The sequence below is a fragment of the Olleya sp. Hel_I_94 genome (genome assembly GCF_007827365.1).
In the GTDB taxonomy this organism is placed as follows: domain Bacteria; phylum Bacteroidota; class Bacteroidia; order Flavobacteriales; family Flavobacteriaceae; genus Olleya.
The window spans coordinates 362,123-380,897 of the sequence record NZ_VISI01000002.1; the positions used below are offsets into that span (position 1 = coordinate 362,123).

19 protein-coding genes and 1 other RNA gene are annotated in these 18,775 nt (G+C 30.4%); 11 read left to right on the forward strand and 9 right to left on the reverse strand.

Annotated elements, in window-relative coordinates; genetic code table 11:
* Positions 1-34 precede the first annotated feature (34 nt).
* Positions 35-342, forward strand: an RNA gene (gene rnpB / locus JM82_RS04580) — RNase P RNA component class A.
* Positions 343-378: 36 nt separating this feature from the next.
* Here the strand turns inward: rnpB and rsmD are convergent.
* The 3 genes from rsmD to JM82_RS04595 are packed head-to-tail and all read right to left on the reverse strand — an operon-like array spanning position 379 to position 2,481.
* On the reverse strand, positions 379-936 hold the full coding sequence (gene rsmD, locus JM82_RS04585) for a 16S rRNA (guanine(966)-N(2))-methyltransferase RsmD (protein ID WP_145001564.1): 558 nt from the start codon (positions 934-936) through the stop codon (positions 379-381).
* Positions 936-1,757 carry a DUF3822 family protein gene (locus JM82_RS04590; RefSeq protein ID WP_145001565.1) on the reverse strand — a complete coding sequence of 274 codons (822 nt, stop codon included), beginning with the start codon at positions 1,755-1,757 and terminating at the stop codon, positions 936-938. Before JM82_RS04590 ends, rsmD begins: the two co-directional genes overlap by 1 nt.
* Positions 1,741-2,481 carry a hypothetical protein gene (locus JM82_RS04595; RefSeq protein WP_261375307.1) on the reverse strand — a complete coding sequence of 247 codons (741 nt, stop codon included), beginning with the start codon at positions 2,479-2,481 and terminating at the stop codon, positions 1,741-1,743. Before JM82_RS04595 ends, JM82_RS04590 begins: the two co-directional genes overlap by 17 nt.
* A gap of 122 nt (positions 2,482-2,603) precedes the next feature.
* Between JM82_RS04595 and JM82_RS04600 the strand changes: the two genes are divergently transcribed.
* The 6 genes from JM82_RS04600 to JM82_RS04625 are packed head-to-tail and all read left to right on the forward strand — an operon-like array spanning position 2,604 to position 7,775.
* On the forward strand, positions 2,604-4,034 hold the full coding sequence (locus tag JM82_RS04600; RefSeq protein WP_145001566.1) for an ATP-dependent RecD-like DNA helicase: 1,431 nt from the start codon (positions 2,604-2,606) through the stop codon (positions 4,032-4,034).
* A 35-nt stretch (positions 4,035-4,069) separates the two neighbouring features.
* Entirely contained in the window at positions 4,070-4,798 is a 729-nt protein-coding gene (gene kdsB, locus JM82_RS04605) for a 3-deoxy-manno-octulosonate cytidylyltransferase (protein WP_145001567.1), read from the forward strand.
* On the forward strand, positions 4,789-5,493 hold the full coding sequence (locus JM82_RS04610; RefSeq protein WP_145001568.1) for an HAD family hydrolase: 705 nt from the start codon (positions 4,789-4,791) through the stop codon (positions 5,491-5,493). Before kdsB ends, JM82_RS04610 begins: the two co-directional genes overlap by 10 nt.
* Positions 5,494-5,496: 3 nt before the next feature.
* Complete coding sequence (locus JM82_RS04615) at positions 5,497-6,114, forward strand: CatA-like O-acetyltransferase (protein ID WP_145001569.1); 618 nt, start codon at positions 5,497-5,499, stop codon at positions 6,112-6,114.
* A 28-nt stretch (positions 6,115-6,142) separates the two neighbouring features.
* The gene (locus JM82_RS04620) at positions 6,143-7,225 is read left to right on the forward strand and encodes an iron-containing alcohol dehydrogenase family protein (protein ID WP_145001570.1); all 1,083 of its coding nucleotides are present in this window, start codon (positions 6,143-6,145) and stop codon (positions 7,223-7,225) included.
* A gap of 1 nt (position 7,226) precedes the next feature.
* Positions 7,227-7,775 carry a 1-acyl-sn-glycerol-3-phosphate acyltransferase gene (locus tag JM82_RS04625; RefSeq protein ID WP_145001571.1) on the forward strand — a complete coding sequence of 183 codons (549 nt, stop codon included), beginning with the start codon at positions 7,227-7,229 and terminating at the stop codon, positions 7,773-7,775.
* A gap of 182 nt (positions 7,776-7,957) precedes the next feature.
* Here JM82_RS04625 and JM82_RS04630 read toward each other — a convergent pair whose 3' ends face one another.
* A complete protein-coding gene (locus tag JM82_RS04630; RefSeq protein WP_145001572.1) occupies positions 7,958-9,412 on the reverse strand; it encodes a TonB-dependent receptor in 1,455 nt (484 codons plus the stop codon).
* A gap of 93 nt (positions 9,413-9,505) precedes the next feature.
* Between JM82_RS04630 and JM82_RS04635 the strand changes: the two genes are divergently transcribed.
* The gene (locus JM82_RS04635) at positions 9,506-10,267 is read left to right on the forward strand and encodes an MBL fold metallo-hydrolase (protein ID WP_145001573.1); all 762 of its coding nucleotides are present in this window, start codon (positions 9,506-9,508) and stop codon (positions 10,265-10,267) included.
* A 14-nt stretch (positions 10,268-10,281) separates the two neighbouring features.
* Positions 10,282-10,779, forward strand: a complete 498-nt coding sequence (locus JM82_RS04640; protein ID WP_145001574.1) for a hydrolase — start codon at positions 10,282-10,284, stop codon at positions 10,777-10,779.
* A gap of 76 nt (positions 10,780-10,855) precedes the next feature.
* On the opposite strand, the gene JM82_RS04645 is transcribed toward JM82_RS04640, so the two are convergent.
* Genes JM82_RS04645 through JM82_RS04660 form a run of 4 tightly spaced genes read right to left on the reverse strand, consistent with a single transcriptional unit; the run spans position 10,856 to position 15,015 of the window.
* Entirely contained in the window at positions 10,856-11,503 is a 648-nt protein-coding gene (locus tag JM82_RS04645) for an alpha/beta hydrolase (protein ID WP_145001575.1), read from the reverse strand.
* Positions 11,503-11,835 carry a hypothetical protein gene (locus JM82_RS04650; RefSeq protein ID WP_145001576.1) on the reverse strand — a complete coding sequence of 111 codons (333 nt, stop codon included), beginning with the start codon at positions 11,833-11,835 and terminating at the stop codon, positions 11,503-11,505. The genes JM82_RS04645 and JM82_RS04650 overlap by 1 nt, the downstream gene beginning before the upstream one ends.
* A 4-nt stretch (positions 11,836-11,839) precedes the next feature.
* Complete coding sequence (locus JM82_RS04655; RefSeq protein WP_145001577.1) at positions 11,840-13,090, reverse strand: dihydroorotase; 1,251 nt, start codon at positions 13,088-13,090, stop codon at positions 11,840-11,842.
* The gene (locus JM82_RS04660) at positions 13,087-15,015 is read right to left on the reverse strand and encodes a vWA domain-containing protein (protein WP_145001578.1); all 1,929 of its coding nucleotides are present in this window, start codon (positions 15,013-15,015) and stop codon (positions 13,087-13,089) included. Before JM82_RS04660 ends, JM82_RS04655 begins: the two co-directional genes overlap by 4 nt.
* A 151-nt stretch (positions 15,016-15,166) precedes the next feature.
* Here JM82_RS04660 and JM82_RS04665 point away from each other — a divergent pair, with 151 nt between their 5' ends.
* Positions 15,167-17,056 carry a peptidase M61 gene (locus JM82_RS04665; protein WP_145001579.1) on the forward strand — a complete coding sequence of 630 codons (1,890 nt, stop codon included), beginning with the start codon at positions 15,167-15,169 and terminating at the stop codon, positions 17,054-17,056.
* A gap of 101 nt (positions 17,057-17,157) precedes the next feature.
* Positions 17,158-17,481: a DUF6799 domain-containing protein gene (locus tag JM82_RS04670; protein ID WP_145001580.1), complete on the forward strand. Its 324-nt coding sequence runs from the start codon at positions 17,158-17,160 to the stop codon at positions 17,479-17,481.
* A gap of 49 nt (positions 17,482-17,530) precedes the next feature.
* Here JM82_RS04670 and JM82_RS04675 read toward each other — a convergent pair whose 3' ends face one another.
* Entirely contained in the window at positions 17,531-18,727 is a 1,197-nt protein-coding gene (locus tag JM82_RS04675) for a sensor histidine kinase (RefSeq protein ID WP_145001581.1), read from the reverse strand.
* Between the last annotated feature and the right edge of the window lie 48 nt (positions 18,728-18,775).

The following is an 18,775-nucleotide window of genomic DNA, read 5'->3' on the forward strand; positions in this document are numbered from 1 at the left end:
GCTTTAAAAATGTTTAGTTTGTTGTAATTTTGCAGCAGTAAATCGCCTTATCGCTTTAAATTTATTTTAAAGAGGAAAGTCCGGACACCATAGTGTAATCATAGTGGCTAACAGCCATCCATCGAAAGGTGAGGAAAAGTGCAACAGAAAGTATGTACAGGTCATGCTGTAGTGAAACCAGGTAAACTCTATGAGGTGCAATACCATGTATACTAACGTTTGAGCGTGCACGCGCGATTGTTAGAGGGTAGGTAGCTAAAGCGTGTTGGTAACAACAAGCTCAGATAAATGATAAGGGCTCTTTAGGGAGTACAAAATCCGGCTTATAGATTTACTTATTTATAAAAAAAAACCATCTATTATAGATGGTTTTTTTGTTTATTCTTCTTCGTCTGACGCTTCATTCTCAAAAAAGCTAAATACATTTCCGCCATAACTTTTGGAACGTACAAACTGCTTTAAGTTTGATAAGTCTGTATGCTTGGAATGCTCTATTATTAATAATCCTTCAGACTCTAAAAGGTTATTTTCAAATACAAGCTCTGGTATTTTAGAAAAGGCTTCTTCTGTAAAGTCGTATGGTGGATCTGCAAAAATGATTGTATGTTGCTGTTTTGTTTTTTCTAAAAACTTAAAAACATCGCTTTTAATGGTTTGTATATCCATTTCAAAACTTTCAGCAGTTTCATTAATAAATTTTATACAGCCATAATCTTGATCTACACACAAAATTTCTTGTGTACCTCTAGAAGCAAACTCATAACTTATGTTACCTGTTCCTGCAAATAAGTCTAATACAGAAACATCATCAAAATAAAATTGATTATTAAGTATATTAAACAAAGCTTCCTTAGCCATATCTGTTGTAGGCCTTACAGGTAGCTTTTTAGGTGCTGTAATTCTTCGTCCTTTAAATTGTCCTGATACAATGCGCATTATAAGCTTTTTAGTAAGGTGAAATATGAGTAATTTGTTGTTGGTGTCTTTGTAAAATTATAGGTATCCATTCTGTTTCCAAAAGATACGTTTCGGATGTATTTATAAGTGATGTTATATACATCATCTTCTTTATTAATTAATCCTAGTAAAACTAATTGTAGCGTTTCTGGATTAAGCTGTAATTGTTCTAAAGTAAATAAAAGGTAATAAATGTAATCTTCTTTTGTATGATATTCAAAGGTGTTATAAAGTAGTAATCCACCTTCTTTAATAGCTATTATTTCAAAGTTATTAGTATCTATATTTACGTAAACTTTAGTGTCGCTAGAATGCTTTTCTTTAACTAATAATTGTTCTATTAGTATAGTAGAGAAGTGCTTGTATGTAAAACTACCATATTTATCAAATATATAGTTGTTTATATTAGTAAACGGAACATAAATATTAATACTTTCATTGGTAATAATCTCGTCAAAAGTAATAAAGTCAGTTTTTAAAATCTTGGTATTAAATTTTAAATAATCTGCTAAATAATCTTCTTTAAACAATGCTTTTGGTACTAAGGTGGACCAATCATTAACATGGATTATGTTAATAGAGGAGAAGTTTTGATTTAAAATTTCTTCTGTATTAAAAAGGTGTATTACTGCGTCTAGAAGTTCTGTTGGTGTTTTTTTTATACTAAAGACCTGAGATTTTAACTCGATAATGGTTTTAGTATCTGGGTTTAAAACACAAAAAGAAAGTCCACTCAAACTAATTTGAATGGACAGTTCTAGGTTGGTTAAATGATTATATTCCTTATTCGTTTGAGCCATAAGTTTTAGGCCAGTTTCCAATTGTTTTAGCAGAACTCATAGATCCTACACGTAAAGCATCACCATTAACACCTTCAACAGATATTACTTGGTTTTCTTTAAGAACTAAATTTTTATCTTGATCAAAAAGGATATCGTCTTTTTTAACAAATGCTTCAAAAACAGGAATTTTATTACCATTTTCATCTTCAATTTCTCCAGCATCCATAGTAAACTTAGTACCATCTTTACCTACAGGAACATTCATCATTTGTTTATATCTGTCTGATCCTTTAAATAATCTTTCTTTAACAGATTCAAATCCAATAGTATCAGTGATAACAATATCTTTATAAGATGTTACACCACCATAAGCTTTAGTTCTTTCTTCATCAACAACACTTGAGTCTCTTCTTTCTATAATAGTAAATTTACCATTTTCGATAAATTTAATTAAAGAGTCGTAACTTTTAGTAAACTTACCAGTTACAGTTCTGTGTGCTAATTGAGAATCTCTAATATCAATTAAACGGTTAATAGCTGAAGCGTATCTTTTTTCTTTTAATTGATTAAATTTTATCTCACCATAAACAGAGTTAAAAGTTAAATATCCTAAAAAGATAATAAGGCCCCAAAGCGCAATAGTAATAAAAGGTTTTGCTTTTGTTGGAACAAATTTATCAATAAGCCAAACAATTAAAATGGTTAATAGGATTGCTCCAATTATAATAAGTGCTAATTTCATAGTGATTTATTAAATTTAATTAAGGTCTGTGACAAATCTACAATTTTTTTTTATTCGTAAAAACCATTGTTGGTAAAAATGATTTATATATTTGATAAAAAGTTTTCAATCCACACTATTTAATGACCAGTTCGCAATTTTATTCCCTTATAAAACAGCATTTTCCGTTTAATCCGACGTCAAAACAAGATATTTTACTTTTACAACTTTCTGAGTTTATTTTAAATGAAAGAGAAAATGGCGTGTTTTTGCTAAAAGGATACGCAGGTACAGGTAAAACCACCATTATTGGTACGATTGTAGCCAATTTGTGGCAAGCAAAAAAAAGTGCTGTGTTAATGGCTCCAACAGGTCGTGCAGCAAAAGTTATCTCTAATTATTCTAAAAAAGAAGCGTTTACCATCCATAAAAAAATATATTTTCCTAAAAAGGAAAAAGGTGGTGGCGTAAAATTTGTTTTACAACCAAATAAGCATAAAGACACCATTTTTATTGTTGATGAAGCGTCAATGATACCAGATTCGCCTAGCGATTCTAAACTTTTTGAAAACGGATCACTTCTGGACGACTTAATGCAGTATGTTTATCAAGGACATAGGTGTAAATTGTTACTTATTGGTGATACAGCCCAATTACCACCTGTAAAATTAGATTTAAGTCCAGCGTTAGATGAAAACACGTTGAGCTTAAACTATAATAAGTCAGTTACCAAAATGGAACTAGATGAAGTAGTACGACAAGGCGAGGATTCGGGAATATTAGAAAACGCTACGTTATTAAGAGAGACCATTGCAGGAAGTTTTTACGATAGTTTTAAATTTAACTTAAAATCCTTTAAAGATATTGTTAGGTTAGTGGATGGATATGAGATTATGGATGCTATAAATGACTCCTATAGTAATCTAGGGTACGAAGAAACTAGTATAATAGTTAGAAGCAACAAGCGTGCTAATTTGTACAATCAACAAATACGCAGTCGTATTTTATTTAGTGAAAACGAGTTGTCTGCAGGAGATTTTTTAATGGCAGTTAAGAATAATTATTTTTGGATAAAACCAACCTCTGAGGCAGGATTTATTGCAAATGGTGATATTATTGAAGTGCTTGAAATTTTTAGCATAAAAGAATTGTATGGCTTTAGATTTGCAGAAGTAAAAGTTAGAATGGTAGATTATCCTAAAATGATACCTTTTGAAACCGTTTTGATGTTAGATACCATAGAAGCAGAAACACCATCTTTACCCTATGAAGACTCTAATAGATTGTATCAAGAAGTCCAAAAAGACTATGAAGATGAAAGTAGTAACTATAAAAAATTTATGAAAATTAAAGGCAATAAGTACTTTAACGCACTTCAAGTTAAATTCTCTTATGCAATTACATGCCATAAATCGCAAGGTGGACAATGGAATACTGTTTTTGTAGAACAACCCTATTTGCCTAATGGAATAGATAAAGATTATTTAAGATGGTTGTATACAGCAATTACTAGAGCAAAAGAAAAATTGTATTTAATAGGTTTTAAAGACGATTTTTTTGAAGAAGACCATTAAATTATTATATTTTTATACTCCAATTTAATTCTTAGATGAAAATAATAGCAATGATTCCTGCACGATATAGTGCGTCGCGTTTTCCAGGTAAATTAATGAAAGATTTAAACGGAAAACCTGTAATAACGCGTACCTATGAAGCTACAGTAAACACAAATTTGTTTGATGACGTTATCGTAGTGACTGATAGTGATATCATTTATGACGAAATTTCTAAAATTGGTGGTCATGTCATGATGAGTCAAAAAGAGCACGAGTGTGGTAGTGATCGCATTGCAGAAGCTGTAGCGGATTTAGATATTGATATTGTTATTAATGTGCAAGGCGACGAGCCTTTTACTGAAGTTGAATCGCTTAAAAAATTAATTCAAGTTTTTAAAGAAGACAAAGAACAGCAAGTTGATTTAGCATCATTAATGGTACATATTACCGATTGGGACGAAATTAAAAACCCAAATACAGTAAAAGTAATTGTGGATCAAAATAATTTTGCATTATACTTTTCTAGAAGTCCAATACCTTATCCAAGGGACGAGACTGTATCTGTTAACTATTACAAACATAAAGGCGTATATGCTTTTAGAAAACAAGCCATATTAGATTTTTATAATTTACCAATGTTAAGCCTTGAAGCTTCAGAGAAAATTGAATGTATTAGATATTTAGAATACGGAAAACGTATTAAAATGGTCGAAACTAATGTGCAAGGTGTGGAGATTGATACTCCAGAAGATTTAGAAAGAGCTAAAAAACTATGGAAATAGATTACAGTCAAATAAAGGTCATTGGTTTTGATGCTGATGATACTTTGTGGATTAACGAAACCTATTTTAGAGATGCAGAGTTAGAGTTTGCTAAATTACTAAGCCCATTTGAAACTGCTAATAAAATAGACCAAGAGCTATTTAAAATGGAGATGAAAAATCTTCCAGTTTATGGCTATGGTGTTAAAGGCTTTGTGTTATCAATGGTCGAAATGGCTTTGGAGTTATCCAATAACACAGTCTCAAATCAAACCATATCTAATATTTTAGACATTGGTAAAACAATGATTAATAAAGAAGTAGAACTTTTAGAAGGTGTGGAGCAAGTATTACAACAACTGTCCAAAAAGTATAAATTAATAGTCGCTACAAAAGGCGATTTACTGGATCAAGAACGTAAACTTGAAAAGTCAGGTTTGTTAGATTATTTTCACCACATTGAAGTATTAAGTGATAAAAAAGAAGCAAACTATTCCAAGCTATTAAACCATTTAGATATAAAACCTTCAGAGTTTTTAATGATAGGTAATTCTTTAAAATCAGACATACTACCATTAATTAATATTAAAGCAAGCGCTATACATGTACCGTTTCATACCACATGGTTGCATGAGCAGGTAGACGTAAATGTTAATCAGTCAAAGCAATATAAAACAATTAAAAGTCTGTTAGACTTACCAAAACTATTACAATAATTAGTGAAGACTTTAGATATAAATACTTGGAACAGAAAAGAACATTTTCAACACTTTTCAAAGCTAAAAGATCCCTATTTTGGAGTCACTATACCTTTTGAAGTAGATAACGCTTACCAGTATGCAAAAGATAATAACGTCAGTTTTTTTGGTGTTTATCTTCATGCTTGTATGCAAGCTATAAATGCTGTAGACAATTTAAAATATAGAGTAGTGGAGGATACTATTCAAGTGTACGATACTATACATGCATCTGCAACAATTATGCGAAGTGATAAAACTTTTGGATTTTCATTTATAAATTTCACCGAAGATTTAGATGGGTTTTTAACTAACTTATCTAACGAAGTAGATAGAATCGAAAACAGTCCATCTCTTTTTCCTCCAGTTAATGGTTTAAATTGCGTACACTGTTCAGCAATACCTTGGCTTAATTTTTCAGGTCATAAAGAGCCTGTTTCAGTTGAAATGGACTCAGTGCCTAAGCTAGCATTTAGTAAAGCTGTAAAACAAGATAATAAGTTAATAATGAATGTTGCTATTAATGTAAATCATGCCTTAGTTGATGGATATCATTTAGCATTATTTTCAGAAATGTTTCAGAAAAACTTAAATAAGTAATAAATTTACAAACTAAGACGACAAGTCAATGAGTTATAAAAATTTTCCAATGGTGTCCAAAGTTATTTTTGGACGAGGTAGTTTTAATCAATTAAGCGATATTATAGAGCCTAAGCGGTTAAATACTAGTGCGCCATTTATATTTTTTGTAGACGATATTTTTAAAGGAGATGCGTGGTTAACCTCCAGAATACCTCTGTCATATTTAGACAAAGTGGTTTATGTTTCAACATTGGAAGAACCAAAGACAGAGCAGGTTGATCAATATGTGGAGGATATTATTTTAAACTTTAAAGAACGACCATCTGGCATCATAGGTATTGGTGGAGGTTCTATATTAGATATTGCAAAAGCAGTTGCCATTATGTTAAATAATGATGGTGAAAGTAAAGATTATCAAGGTTGGGATTTAGTTAAAAATTCAGCTGTATTTCACGTAGGTATACCTACAATATCAGGTACAGGAGCAGAAGTTTCTAGAACAACTATTTTAACAGGACCAGAACGTAAATTGGGTATTAATAGTGACTTTACTCCATTTGATCAAGTGCTTTTAGATCCAGAATTAACTAAAGATGTTCCTAAAGATCAATGGTTTTATACAGGTATGGATTGTTACGTACATTGCATAGAATCGCTAAGTGGAACATATCTAAATGCTTTTAGCCAATCTTATGGAGAAAAAGCTTTAGAGTTATGTCAAGAAATATTTTTAAGTGATGATTTATCAGAGCAAGAGTCTCAAGATAAATTAATGATGGCTAGTTGGCATGGAGGCATGAGTATTGCTTATTCTCAAGTAGGTGTTGCACATGCTATGAGTTATGGTTTAGGATATCTTCTAGGAGTTAAACATGGTATTGGTAATTGTATTGTTTTTGATCATTTAGAAGCGTATTATCCTGAAGGTGTTGCTGAATTTAAAAAAATGAAAGCCAAACATAATATAGTTTTACCTCAAGGTATTTGTGCCGATTTATCAGATAAGGACTTTGATGTTATGATTAATGTAGCTTTAAGTTTAGAGCCACTTTGGGAAAATGCAATTGGTAAAAACTGGAAAAAAACTATTACTCATGATACGTTAAAAGCGTTATATCAAAAAATGTAATATGTACTGGTTAGCTAAACTTATATATTTTAAGTTAATAGGATGGAAGGTTGTTGGTAATACTAACTTTTCAAAAGATACTATTAAAAAAGCAGTTATTATATCTGCTCCTCATACTAGTAATTTTGATTTTATTATCGGAATTTTATTAAGAAAAGTGACACAGGTCAAAACTAACTTTATTGGTAAACAAGAATTATTTACTTGGCCATTTGGTTACTATTTTAGAGCAGTTGGAGGAGTACCAGTGGACAGAAAAAATAAAGAGAATAAAGTACAAACTATAGCTAAATTGTTTGAAAACAAAGAAGAATTTAGATTAACATTAGCACCAGAAGGTACTAGAAGTAAGGTTGACGAATGGCGTACTGGATTTTACTATATCGCTAAACAAGCTAATGTGCCTATTATTATGTTTACGTTAGATTTTGGTAATAAGCAAAATACTGTTTCAGAGCCTTTTTACCCTACAGATAATATGGAAGCGGATTTTAAATTTATGAAAGCTTTTTTTAAAGACGTAAAAGGTAAGATTGAAAAAAATATATAGTTGTTATTTTTTTTTTTTTTTTTAAATTAATTTTTGGTACGACATTTGATTTTACTAGTATGTAGTCTAAAATGAAACATAAAGTAAACTATACGTCCCTAAAAAGAAACATTGATCACTACAAACAAAAGCGACTTTAATAAGTAATTAAAGTCGCTTTTATTTATTTAAAATTATAGTAATTAGTTTTTATTTTGAATTTCTTCAATTTCGCAACCAAATAAGCTTTGTTGCATAATTAATTTAGAAACCCCTTCTGGCAGCATACTTTGCCAACCTTCTTCACCATCACAAATCATTTTTAATACTGTTCTAGAAAATACATTTAAAGTGTTAGGATCATAATCGGTAATGTCTACAACCTTACCATTATATTTAAAGAATTTGTATAATTCTTTCATTCTAGGATGTACTTTTAAGTTATCACTTGTTGTTAATGAACCATCCTCATCACGCATTGGATAAAGGTATACGCGTAGATCTTTAAAAAATAACTTTCCAAAAGCTTCTAATATACCACCACTTAAATGTCTGTAATATTTCTCGTCAAATATATCTACTAAGTTATTAACTCCCATAGCTAATCCCATTCTACTCTTAGAGTATTGAGAGAAGTATTCTACTAACTTATAATATTCCTGGAAGTTAGAAATTAAAACGGTATGACCTAAAGAGCATAAAAGTCTAGCACGATCCATAAAATCTTGCTCATCAATCTCGCCTTCAGCTCTTAGATTAGATAAAGTAATTTCAAAAATTACTTGAGTATTATCCTCATCTACTTTATTTTCTTTAATAAACATATCCAATGACTTTTCGTACATGTCAATGTTTACTTTGGTTACTGGTCTAAAACTACCACGTAACGCTAATATATTTTTCTTGTAAAGGACTCTAGCAGGTAACACGTTATTTCCGTCAGGAGCAAACATGACAGCATCTGTCATTCCGTTTTTAACTAGTTGTAAACTCATTAAACGGTTATCTACATCCTTAAATACAGGACCAGAAAAATTAATAGTATCAATTTCTATTTGGTCTTTATCTAAATGGTCATATAAATAACGCAATAATTTTCTAGGTTCATTATACTTATAAAAAGCACCATATATAAGGTTTGTCCCTAAAATACCTAAAGTCTCTTGTTGCAATCTTGCATCATTTTCTTTAAATCGAAGGTGTAATACAATCTCATTATACTCTTCTTCAGCTGGATCTATTTGATATTTAATTCCAACCCATCCATGACCTTTGTATTTTTTTGCAAAATCAATTGTAGCCACAGTATTTGCAAAACTGAAAAACATCTTATTTGGATTTTTTTCACGATCAATACGCTCTTCAATAAGTTTTATTTCATGAGAGACCATTTTACGTAAACGCGCTTCGGTTACATAACGTCTATCGTTTTCAATTCCGTAAATGGCATCACTAAAATCTTTGTCGTAAGCAGACATAGCTTTTGCAATAGTCCCAGAGGCACCTCCAGCTCTAAAAAAGTGGCGTACAGTTTCTTGTCCTGCACCTATTTCGGCAAACGTACCGTAAATATTTTCGTTTAAATTAATACGAAGTGCTTTATCTTTTAAAGAGGGAATATTTTCAAATTCTTTATCTCCTTTTAGCCTAATTTCCATATAAAAATCCCTATGATGTTAAGTTTTACAAAGGTATCAAATAACTATATCAAACAAAAAAAATAACTTATTTTTGTGAGAAATATTCATTAAGTGAAAATAACATTTTTAGGCACAGGAACATCACAAGGAATTCCAGTAATTGGAAGCACACATCCTGTATGTTTAAGTAAAAATCCTAAAGACAAACGTTTACGTGTTTCTGTTATGATAGAATGGGAGGATAGTACGTTTGTAATAGATTGTGGTCCTGATTTTAGACAGCAAATGTTATATGCTAATCCGGAAAAAATTGATGCCCTTTTATTTACGCATGAACATGCAGACCATACAGCTGGTTTAGATGATATAAGACCATTTTGTTTTAAACAAGGCGAATTGCCAATTTATGCGCATAAACGTGTTATTGAGCAACTTAAAATAAGGTTTGAATATGTTTTTGCCACAACAAACAGATATCCTGGTGCACCAACTGTAGCAGTCAATACCATTACAAATAAACCATTTACAATTAACAATTTGCCAATAATCCCTATTGATGGCTTACATTATACATTGCAGGTTTTTGGTTTTAGATTTGACAAGTTTGCTTATCTAACAGATATTAAAACCATTTCTAGTTCTGAATTAGATAAACTTAAAAATTTGGATGTTTTGGTTATAAATGCGTTAAGAGAAAAAGAACATATTTCACATTTAAATTTAGAACAAGCGTTAGAGATTATTAACATCATCAAACCTAAAAAGGCCTATTTAACACATATTAGTCACTTATTAGGATTTCATGATGAAGTACAACAAAAGCTGCCAGAAAATGTGTTTTTGGCTTACGACAAACTAGAAATCACTATTTAAACTATTTATATAAAATGAAGAACAAAATCTTTATGTACCTGTTTATTTTTACATCACTAATTGTGGTGTTTCAATATGTAAATTCTAAAAAAATATTGGATGACAGTGCAAAACGAATGGAAAAACTTAAGGAGAGATCAGGTATATTACAAGACTCTTTAAATCTTCAAAACGAAGAATTATCTGATTTGACATTATTTGATTTAAGATATAGTCAAGAAGCTAAAGATTATTTTTATAATAAAAAATTGGATAGCGATGTTATGATTCCTTATATCAAAAACGAATTATACAAATTAAATGAAGCTGAAGGTGACCATCCTTTAATACCCTTTGCAGCTTCAGAAGGAAGAAAAATGCAGTTTAATACTATTAAAATGCTAAATCATAGATGGATTATTGCAGATTTTTCTGATGGTAGTTATTGGGGAGAATTACTAATTAAGTACTTTGTAACAACTGATAAAAAAATAGAATTTGAAGTTTTAGACTATTTACTTTATACTAGATAGAAATTAAGTTGTTTAAACAGAAAAGCCCAAATTAAATTATAAGTTTAATTTGGGCTTTTTATTTTTTGATAAAATTTTATATTAAGTGTTGCAACCAATCTTTAAACTCGTAAAAATTTTGAGGTGCTACACCATGTCCCACAGGAAACTCGCTAAATTGGTTTTTGATGTTTAAAGCCGATAAAAATTTAGGTGCTTTTCTAGCCCAATCCACAGGAATTACTTGATCAACAGTACCATGAGAACAATAGAAATTTAAATGGTTATAGGCAGAAGCCTCTTTAACTTCAAATATATCTTCATTTATATATCCACTTAAAGCTACGATATTGTTTACTTTTTCTGGATAGGTTAAGGCAACAGCATAGCTTAAAATACAGCCTTGACTAAATCCAAGTAAGGATACATTATTTTTATTTACTGGATAATTAGCTGTAGCCTGATCTATAAAATTAGCTATTAAATCTCTAGATTGTTTTGCTTGCTCATTATCACTCCATTTTCCCTGATCTGCATCAAAATTAATTGCATACCAAGCATTACCATAAGGTTGCATTGGATAAGGCGCTCTCACAGATATTATAAAAAGCTCTTCTGGTAATTCTGCAGCAAAACTAAATAAGTCATTTTCGTCACTACCATAGCCATGAAATAGGATTAGTAGTGGAGCATTGTCTTTTAATGACGATGGTCTAGTTATGTGATGTAGGTTAAAGTTTTCCATTAGTTACCAAGTCCTTTAAATAGTTTTTGAAAAATTGGTCCAACAAAAGGAATAGGTTTCATTGTTCCATTAATAGCAGTCATTACTCCTAAAAATAAAAGTGCTCCCATGCTTACCCAAAAAGCAATTGAGATTTGCATATTATCAAATTGACTAACAAAATAGCCAATAATCATCCATAAAAGACATAAGCCTAAACCTTGTCTGTTATGAAAACTTGTAAAGTCATTTTTCTTTTCGCCATTCATTATTATTGCTATGACGCTACCAATTATGGTTAGGTAGCTTAAAACAGCTAATGATTTGCCTTCTTCAATTGTTTGTTGGTTCATTGTATTATAATACTATTTTGTTATTTGCAATTATTCCGTATGCTTTTCCTTTTAATTCTTGTCCTAAAAAAGCACTGTTTTTTGACTTTGAAACAATATCAGTTTCCGCGAAAGCGTATTTAATATCTGGATTAAATAGCGTTATATTAGCTATTTGACCTTCTTCAATAGTGTTGTTATTTTGACCAAATCTTGCTTTACCTTTTGTAAGTAATTGAATGGTTTTTTTTGTAGAAAATAAGGTGTTTAATGCGCCAAATGCACTTTCTAGTCCTATGGTACCAAAGGAAGCATGATCAAATTCTACTTTTTTATCTTCTATGGTCATTGGATTATGATCACTTGTAACCATATCTATCGTGCCATCTTTTAAACCTTCAATTAAAGCATCAATATCTTTTTGTATTCTTAACGGTGGATTAACTTTGAAATTAGTGTCAAACTCTTCCAAAACAGTATCTGTTAAACATAGATTATGGATGGCTACACTGCAGGTAACGTCTAGCTTTTTTTGTTTAGCTTCTCTTATTAATGCAACACTTTCTGCTGTTGAAATTGTTGGTATGTGTAGCTTTCCGCCTGCATACTCTAACAAAAACAAATCTCTAGCAACTTGCATTGCTTCAGCTAAATTAGGACTACCTTTTAAGCCTAATGAAGTACTAGTTAATTCTTCGTTGACAATACCTTTACCAGAAATTCTTGTTTCTAAAGGAAAAGAGCATACTAATCCGTCAAAATTACTGGCATATTGTAATGCGATTTTTAACAAATTAGGGTTAGTTATTGGCTTTTTGTAATCGGAAAACGCGACAGCTCCTGCGTTTTTCATATCAAAAAGTTCGGCTAAATCTACACTGTCGCTATTTTTAGTTAAAGCACCAATTGGTAACAAGGTTACTGCTTGATTTTGCGCTTTGGAAAGTACAAAAGCCACATTGGCATTAGTATCTATAATTGGAAAAGTATTGGCCTGTAAAGCAATAGTTGTAAAGCCTGACTTAGCTGCAGTTTTTAGACCATTATCAATTGTTTCGCGATCTTCAAAACCTGGTTCTCCAAAACAAATACTACTATCAAACCAGCCTTGAGATAGGTGTAAGTTGTCTAAACTTATGGTTTTATAATTGTTAGTATTTTCTATGCTTGTAGCAATTTTACTAATCTTTCCTTTTTGAATTAATACGTCACAAACCTGATTATGAAAAGGGCTTGAAGAATCAATTATTGTTGCTGTTTTTATTAAGACGTTCATTTAAAATATTTTAAGATGAGCATTTCTAAAATTAATAAAGCTAATGCCAAAATTACAAACCATTTCCATAATTGGTTAACTTTACTATCGTTATTTATTGAATCAAAAATATTAGCTATTGAGTCGCTAACAGTGATGTTTTTGTAATTATCCAAGTTAATATAGGTTAAATCACTTTCTGACCTATCGTAATTATAACTTACATTTTGGATGATTTCGGTTTTATTTTTTAAATCGTAAACACCAGCTTGTTCTGGTAAATCATTGGTTTTAATAACCACTTTATTATTAAAATAATTTTGCTCTGGGATGATTTTGTTTTCTCCTTTTACTAATGTTAGCACTGCGTCTTGTTGTAAATTAATTGCAACATCGTAATTATTATCTTGTCCAATAGTATAATATAACGTACCTGTATTTAAACTTTGTTTGGCAATGTTATAAAACGTAGGTACAATTAAATTTATATTTTTAAAATTAGAATTGGTATCGTTTATTGGAGCTGAAAATAAATACAAATTTCCGTTTTGAGACAAAAAGGATTTACCGTCTTCAAATTGTAAAACGTTAGTTGCTTTAACATTATTTTGCGGATAGTAACGTTCTACTTTTGGATATTGAAAATTATCAACGCGTTTTTCAAACACACCATTTGTGTATAATGGATGACTATAATTTATGGTAGTAATACGTTTTTGTGTAGTTAATAAATCTCCAAAAGGAGTGGTGTTAAAACGTTGCAAGAAGGTATTATAATCCTTAAGATTACCTTTATCTGAAGGAATCAAAACAACATAACCTCCATTGTCCGTAAATACTTTTAATGCAGTAGTTAGGCTTTCTGGTATCGTTTCAATTTCATCTAAAATCACTAAATTTTGAGTATCAAATAAACTATAATCTAATACATTGGATTGTATTGAAGTGAATTTAAATTCGTCTTCCGTAAAAATTCTACTTAAATAATTGCTACTAGAGTTACTAATCGCTAATATGTTTGTTTTAGTAGGTTTATTAATATTAAAAAATAAGGTATTATCAAATTGTAATTGTGTGTCATCAATGGTAATTTTTCCTTTAATAATTTGATTATTAGGAATAGAAAACACTGTAGTACCTTGCCCATTTACTTCAACTGAAGCCTTAGATAGTAAATTATCATTATTGTATAATGAAACGGGAATATTACTAGTTGCTGTATCATTGTTTTTTAAAACTACCGTTAATTCTAAATTATTAGCATCTTGAGTAGATACATATACACTATCAATGGTTGTATTGGCTTTATTTACAGGTTTTAAATTAACTAAATTTAAAGTAGATGTTGAGTCTGACTCAATATTAAAGTCTGTATTTTTTTGCTGGAAATCTGATATAAATATCACATTTTTAAGCGTGTTATCCTGATTAGAAAACGATTGCTTTGCTTTTAATAAAGCTGCATTGTAAGCTAGTTGATTAGAGGAGTAATCCAATTGCAACAACTCGTTTTTTAGTGCTTTTATAGTGGTATTTTTGTAGCTATCTGTGTTGGTTATAAGCGACAAGGTTTCGGTTTCAGGAATGGTTTCAATTAAATCTTGGATAGCGCGTTTAAGTAATTCGCCTTTGTTTCCTTTGGCTTGCATACTAAAGGAGTTATCTAGATAAATAACCATCTCTTTTTTAGTATTAAACGTATCTGTTTTTGAAGTAAAAGGTTGCGCAAAAGCTATAATTATAGCAGCTAAAAGCAATAGTCTAGTAAGCAGTGTTAACCATTTTTTTATGACTGCACTTTTTCTAGTTTGTAATTGGATTTTTTTTAAAACAGCAACATTTGTAAAATACTCTTTTTGGAATTTTCTAAGCTGAAATAAATGAACAATAATGGGAATAAGCAGTAAGAAAAGCGCGTAAAGAAGTTCGGGATATTTAAACTGCATTAATTTTAAAGTTTGTCAAAGATAATAATTGCATTTATATAAAGCCTATTTCAAAATTAACAATTTAACAAAAACTTAGTGTCAAGATTGTGTAACAAATTTTATTTTTGAGCGTCTTCTAAACAAGACCATTAACAAATAAACATAAAAAATGAAAAAACTTTTAGTAACAACTATTGCAACAGGACTATTATTGGTTGGATGTAATAGCACAAAAACATCAGACAAATTAGCGTCTCAGTCGCCAATTGTAACCTCTATTGATTTGTCTAAAGTACTTAATGACAAAGCACCTGTAACAATTAATCCAGGACGTTTTACAGAGCAAACAGTAACGTATAGACTACCTCGAGTTGTGCAAGGGACTTACTCTGTAAGTGATTTTGGAAAATATGTAGAGGACTTTAAAGCGTTTGATTATAAGGGTACTGAGTTGCCAACAGTTAAAGTAGACACTAATACTTGGACTATTGCTAATGCTACTCAATTAGATTATATTACTTACAATGCTAATGATACTTTTGATCAAGAAGTAACAGGTGGAATAGGTGGAGAGGCTCCTTTTTCTCCAGCAGGAACAAATATAGAGCCTACTAACTACGTGTTAAACTTACATGGTTTTATAGGTTATTTTGACAACCTAAAAGACAGCCAATATAGTTTAGATGTTACTGCACCTGCAGATTTTAAACGTACGTCTGCTTTACAAGAAACTGGAAAAACAGTAAGTAAAGATGGTAAATTAGCAACATCAAGTTATTTTGCACCACGTTATTTTGATATTACAGATAATCCAATGTTTTATGGTGATTTAGATGTCGAAGAATTTCAGGTTGGAGATATCAAAATTGTTTTAAGTGTATATTCTCCAAACAAAGTGCATAGTGCTGCAAGCATCAAAGAAGTAATGCAAAAAATGATGCAAGCACAAAAAACATATTTAGGAGATGTTAATAGTACACCTCGTTACGATATCTATTTATATTTATCTGAAGGTAAGCCAGAATCACCAAAAGGTTTTGGAGCTTTAGAGCACCACACATCTACTGTAGTAGTTTTAGAAGAAGATATGCCTTTTGAAGCTTTAGCAGAAAGTATGATTGATGTAGTATCTCATGAGTTTTTTCATATTGTTACACCATTAAGTGTACATTCTGAAGATGTACATTATTTTGATTATAACCAACCAACATTTTCTAAGCATTTATGGATGTATGAAGGTGTAACAGAATATTTTGCAACACTATTCCAAGTGGATCAAGGTTTAATTGACTCGGAGGAGTTTTATGGAGATATACTAGGTAAAATTCAAACTTCAGCTAACTTAGATGATAGCATGAGTTTTACGGTAATGAGTGAAAACGTTTTAGACGAACCTTACGCACCACAGTACTATAATGTATACATGAAAGGTGCCTTAATTGGTATGTGTATTGACATCATCTTACGCGAAGAAAGTAATGGTAACAGAGGTATTTTATCATTAATGAAAGAATTATCTAACAAATACGGAAAAAACAAACCTTTTGAAGATGATAAGTTAATAGAAGAAATTACTGCAATGACTTATCCTAGTGTTGGCGAATTTTTAAACACGCATGTTGTTGGTGGTACACCAATAGATTATTCTGTTTACTTTAAAAAAGTAGGATTAAGTTTAGATACAGGAAAAGTTAAAACTAACTACATCCAAAACGACGGAACTTTAATTTTTGCTCCAGATAGAGTAACAATGACTATTCCTTTTAGCGAAGCTGTTAAGGATAATAGTTTTTGGAATGACAATGGTGTTTTACCAGGAGATGTTTTAAAATCAGTTGATGGTAAAGAATTAACTTTAGCTACAGCACAACAAATTTTAACTGCAATGTACATGTGGCAACCAGGTACAGACATTAATGTTGTTTTAGATAGAAAAGGAGAAGAAATAGTTATTAAAACTAAATTAACTCAGTCTTATACTAATGGAACAAAATTAGTCGAAGATGCTAATGCAACAGAAGCACAAAAAGCAGTAAGACAAGCTTGGTTAAAAGGCTAAATATTTGATAAAAAGTTTGGCATAAAAGTTGAAATGTTTAACTTAGAGAATGATTTACAACTAATTATAAAATTATTTAGCTAAACTTAAAAATATATAAAATGAAAAAATTAATTCTTATTGCATTTACCGTTTTTCTTGGAATCAATACTATGATGGCTCAAGACGCTAAACAAATTGAAGATGCTAATTACGTTATACTTTTAGATAGTAAAGTGTTTCATTACACAGCAGATGGTGTCGCACCATTAAAAGGAGATTTAAAATTAAATAACGGAACAATTGTTAAAAGTGATGGTACGTACATTGTGGACCAAAAAACTTTACAATTAAAGGATGGACAATGCTTAGGAATGAGCGGTACGCTTTATAAAGATCAAGAGACTTTGACTAAAAAGCTTATGAAGCAAATGAAAAAATCTTAGTTTATCACTCAAATATTTAAAAAGCCTAATCGAAAGATTAGGCTTTTTTTTATTTAGAGATGGTAAAGGTAAAAGTGCTACCTATGCCAATTTGGGATTTTAAAACAATATCACCATTAAGTTTTTTGACTAAGTTTTTTACAGTAAACAATCCAATTCCAGTCCCTTTATTACCTTTTGCGTCTGTTTGATTATTGTTATTAAATAATTTAAATACTTCGTTTTGTTGCTCTTGCGCAATACCAATTCCATTATCTGTCACAGAGAAAATATGAAAATTCTTATTTTCAGAATAGTTTAAAATAACCTCAGGATTTGGTTTGTTATTATATTTTAAAGCGTTGTCCACTAAATTTATTAAAATTTGAGTAACAGCAGCTTTATTAATAAATATGTTTTGGTTTTTTGTATTTGTTTTAAATTGTAAATCGTCTAACAGGTGTATGCGTTTAACTTCTTCAAAAAGCGCATTTAAGGCAATGGTTTGTTTATCTTCATTTAATAACTCGTTAGCTTTATAATGTATTAAAATTCCGTCAATATAATTTTTAAGAGAATCTGCAGATTCTTCAATATAATTAATGTAATCAATAGATTCTTCAGTAAAAACATTACCTTCTTCTTCCTTTAAAAAGGCAGTTAAAGATATAATGTTAGCTAGTGGAGATTTTAAATCGTGAGACACGTGACTAGCAAATTTGCTTAAATCAGCATTACGCTCTAATAACTCTTTTTTGGATTCATCTAAAAGTCTATTATTTAATCTTAAATCAAATAAGTTCATGACTTGTTTACCTAAAGTTATAAGGGCTTTTTTCTGAATTTCTGTTAGTTGTCTAGGTTCATGGTCGTAAACACATAACGTCCCTAAAGCTAAGCCATCTTTATTACGTAAAGGGACACCTGCATAAAATATAGCATTAAATTGATCTATTAATGGATTGTCTTTAAAACGACTATCTTTTCTAGAGTCTTCTACCACAAAAATATCTTGACTTTGTAATATAGCATGTCCACAAAAAGAGATGTCTCTTGGTGATTCTTGAACATTTAAACCATGATGAGATTTTAAAAAATTGCGGTCTGTATCAAGTAAGGTAATTAAAGAAATTGGCACTTCGCAAATAGTCGCAACTAAACTTGTTATATTATCAAAATCACTTTCTGGTAAGGTGTCTAAAATCTTATATTTTTTAACTTCGGATAAGCGTTCTATTTCGTTTTTGGGAAAATCTGGTACAATCATAAATGGATAGTTCTACTTACATTTTGAAAATGTATGTACGAAAATAAT

Coding starts and splice junctions, on each gene's coding strand:
- rsmD (WP_145001564.1), bottom strand. CDS start 936: ATGCGCATTGTATCAGGACAATTTAAAGGACGAAGAATTACAGCACCT.
- JM82_RS04655 (WP_145001577.1), bottom strand. CDS start 13,090: ATGAACGTCTTAATAAAAACAGCAACAATAATTGATTCTTCAAGCCCT.
- JM82_RS04675 (WP_145001581.1), bottom strand. CDS start 18,727: ATGATTGTACCAGATTTTCCCAAAAACGAAATAGAACGCTTATCCGAA.
- JM82_RS04650 (WP_145001576.1), bottom strand. CDS start 11,835: ATGAACCAACAAACAATTGAAGAAGGCAAATCATTAGCTGTTTTAAGC.
- kdsB (WP_145001567.1), top strand. CDS start 4,070: ATGAAAATAATAGCAATGATTCCTGCACGATATAGTGCGTCGCGTTTT.
- JM82_RS04625 (WP_145001571.1), top strand. CDS start 7,227: ATGTACTGGTTAGCTAAACTTATATATTTTAAGTTAATAGGATGGAAG.
- JM82_RS04595 (WP_261375307.1), bottom strand. CDS start 2,481: ATGAAATTAGCACTTATTATAATTGGAGCAATCCTATTAACCATTTTA.
- JM82_RS04620 (WP_145001570.1), top strand. CDS start 6,143: ATGAGTTATAAAAATTTTCCAATGGTGTCCAAAGTTATTTTTGGACGA.
- JM82_RS04590 (WP_145001565.1), bottom strand. CDS start 1,757: ATGGCTCAAACGAATAAGGAATATAATCATTTAACCAACCTAGAACTG.
- JM82_RS04640 (WP_145001574.1), top strand. CDS start 10,282: ATGAAGAACAAAATCTTTATGTACCTGTTTATTTTTACATCACTAATT.
- JM82_RS04600 (WP_145001566.1), top strand. CDS start 2,604: ATGACCAGTTCGCAATTTTATTCCCTTATAAAACAGCATTTTCCGTTT.
- JM82_RS04645 (WP_145001575.1), bottom strand. CDS start 11,503: ATGGAAAACTTTAACCTACATCACATAACTAGACCATCGTCATTAAAA.
- JM82_RS04660 (WP_145001578.1), bottom strand. CDS start 15,015: ATGCAGTTTAAATATCCCGAACTTCTTTACGCGCTTTTCTTACTGCTT.
- JM82_RS04670 (WP_145001580.1), top strand. CDS start 17,158: ATGAAAAAATTAATTCTTATTGCATTTACCGTTTTTCTTGGAATCAAT.
- JM82_RS04610 (WP_145001568.1), top strand. CDS start 4,789: ATGGAAATAGATTACAGTCAAATAAAGGTCATTGGTTTTGATGCTGAT.
- JM82_RS04665 (WP_145001579.1), top strand. CDS start 15,167: ATGAAAAAACTTTTAGTAACAACTATTGCAACAGGACTATTATTGGTT.
- JM82_RS04630 (WP_145001572.1), bottom strand. CDS start 9,412: ATGGAAATTAGGCTAAAAGGAGATAAAGAATTTGAAAATATTCCCTCT.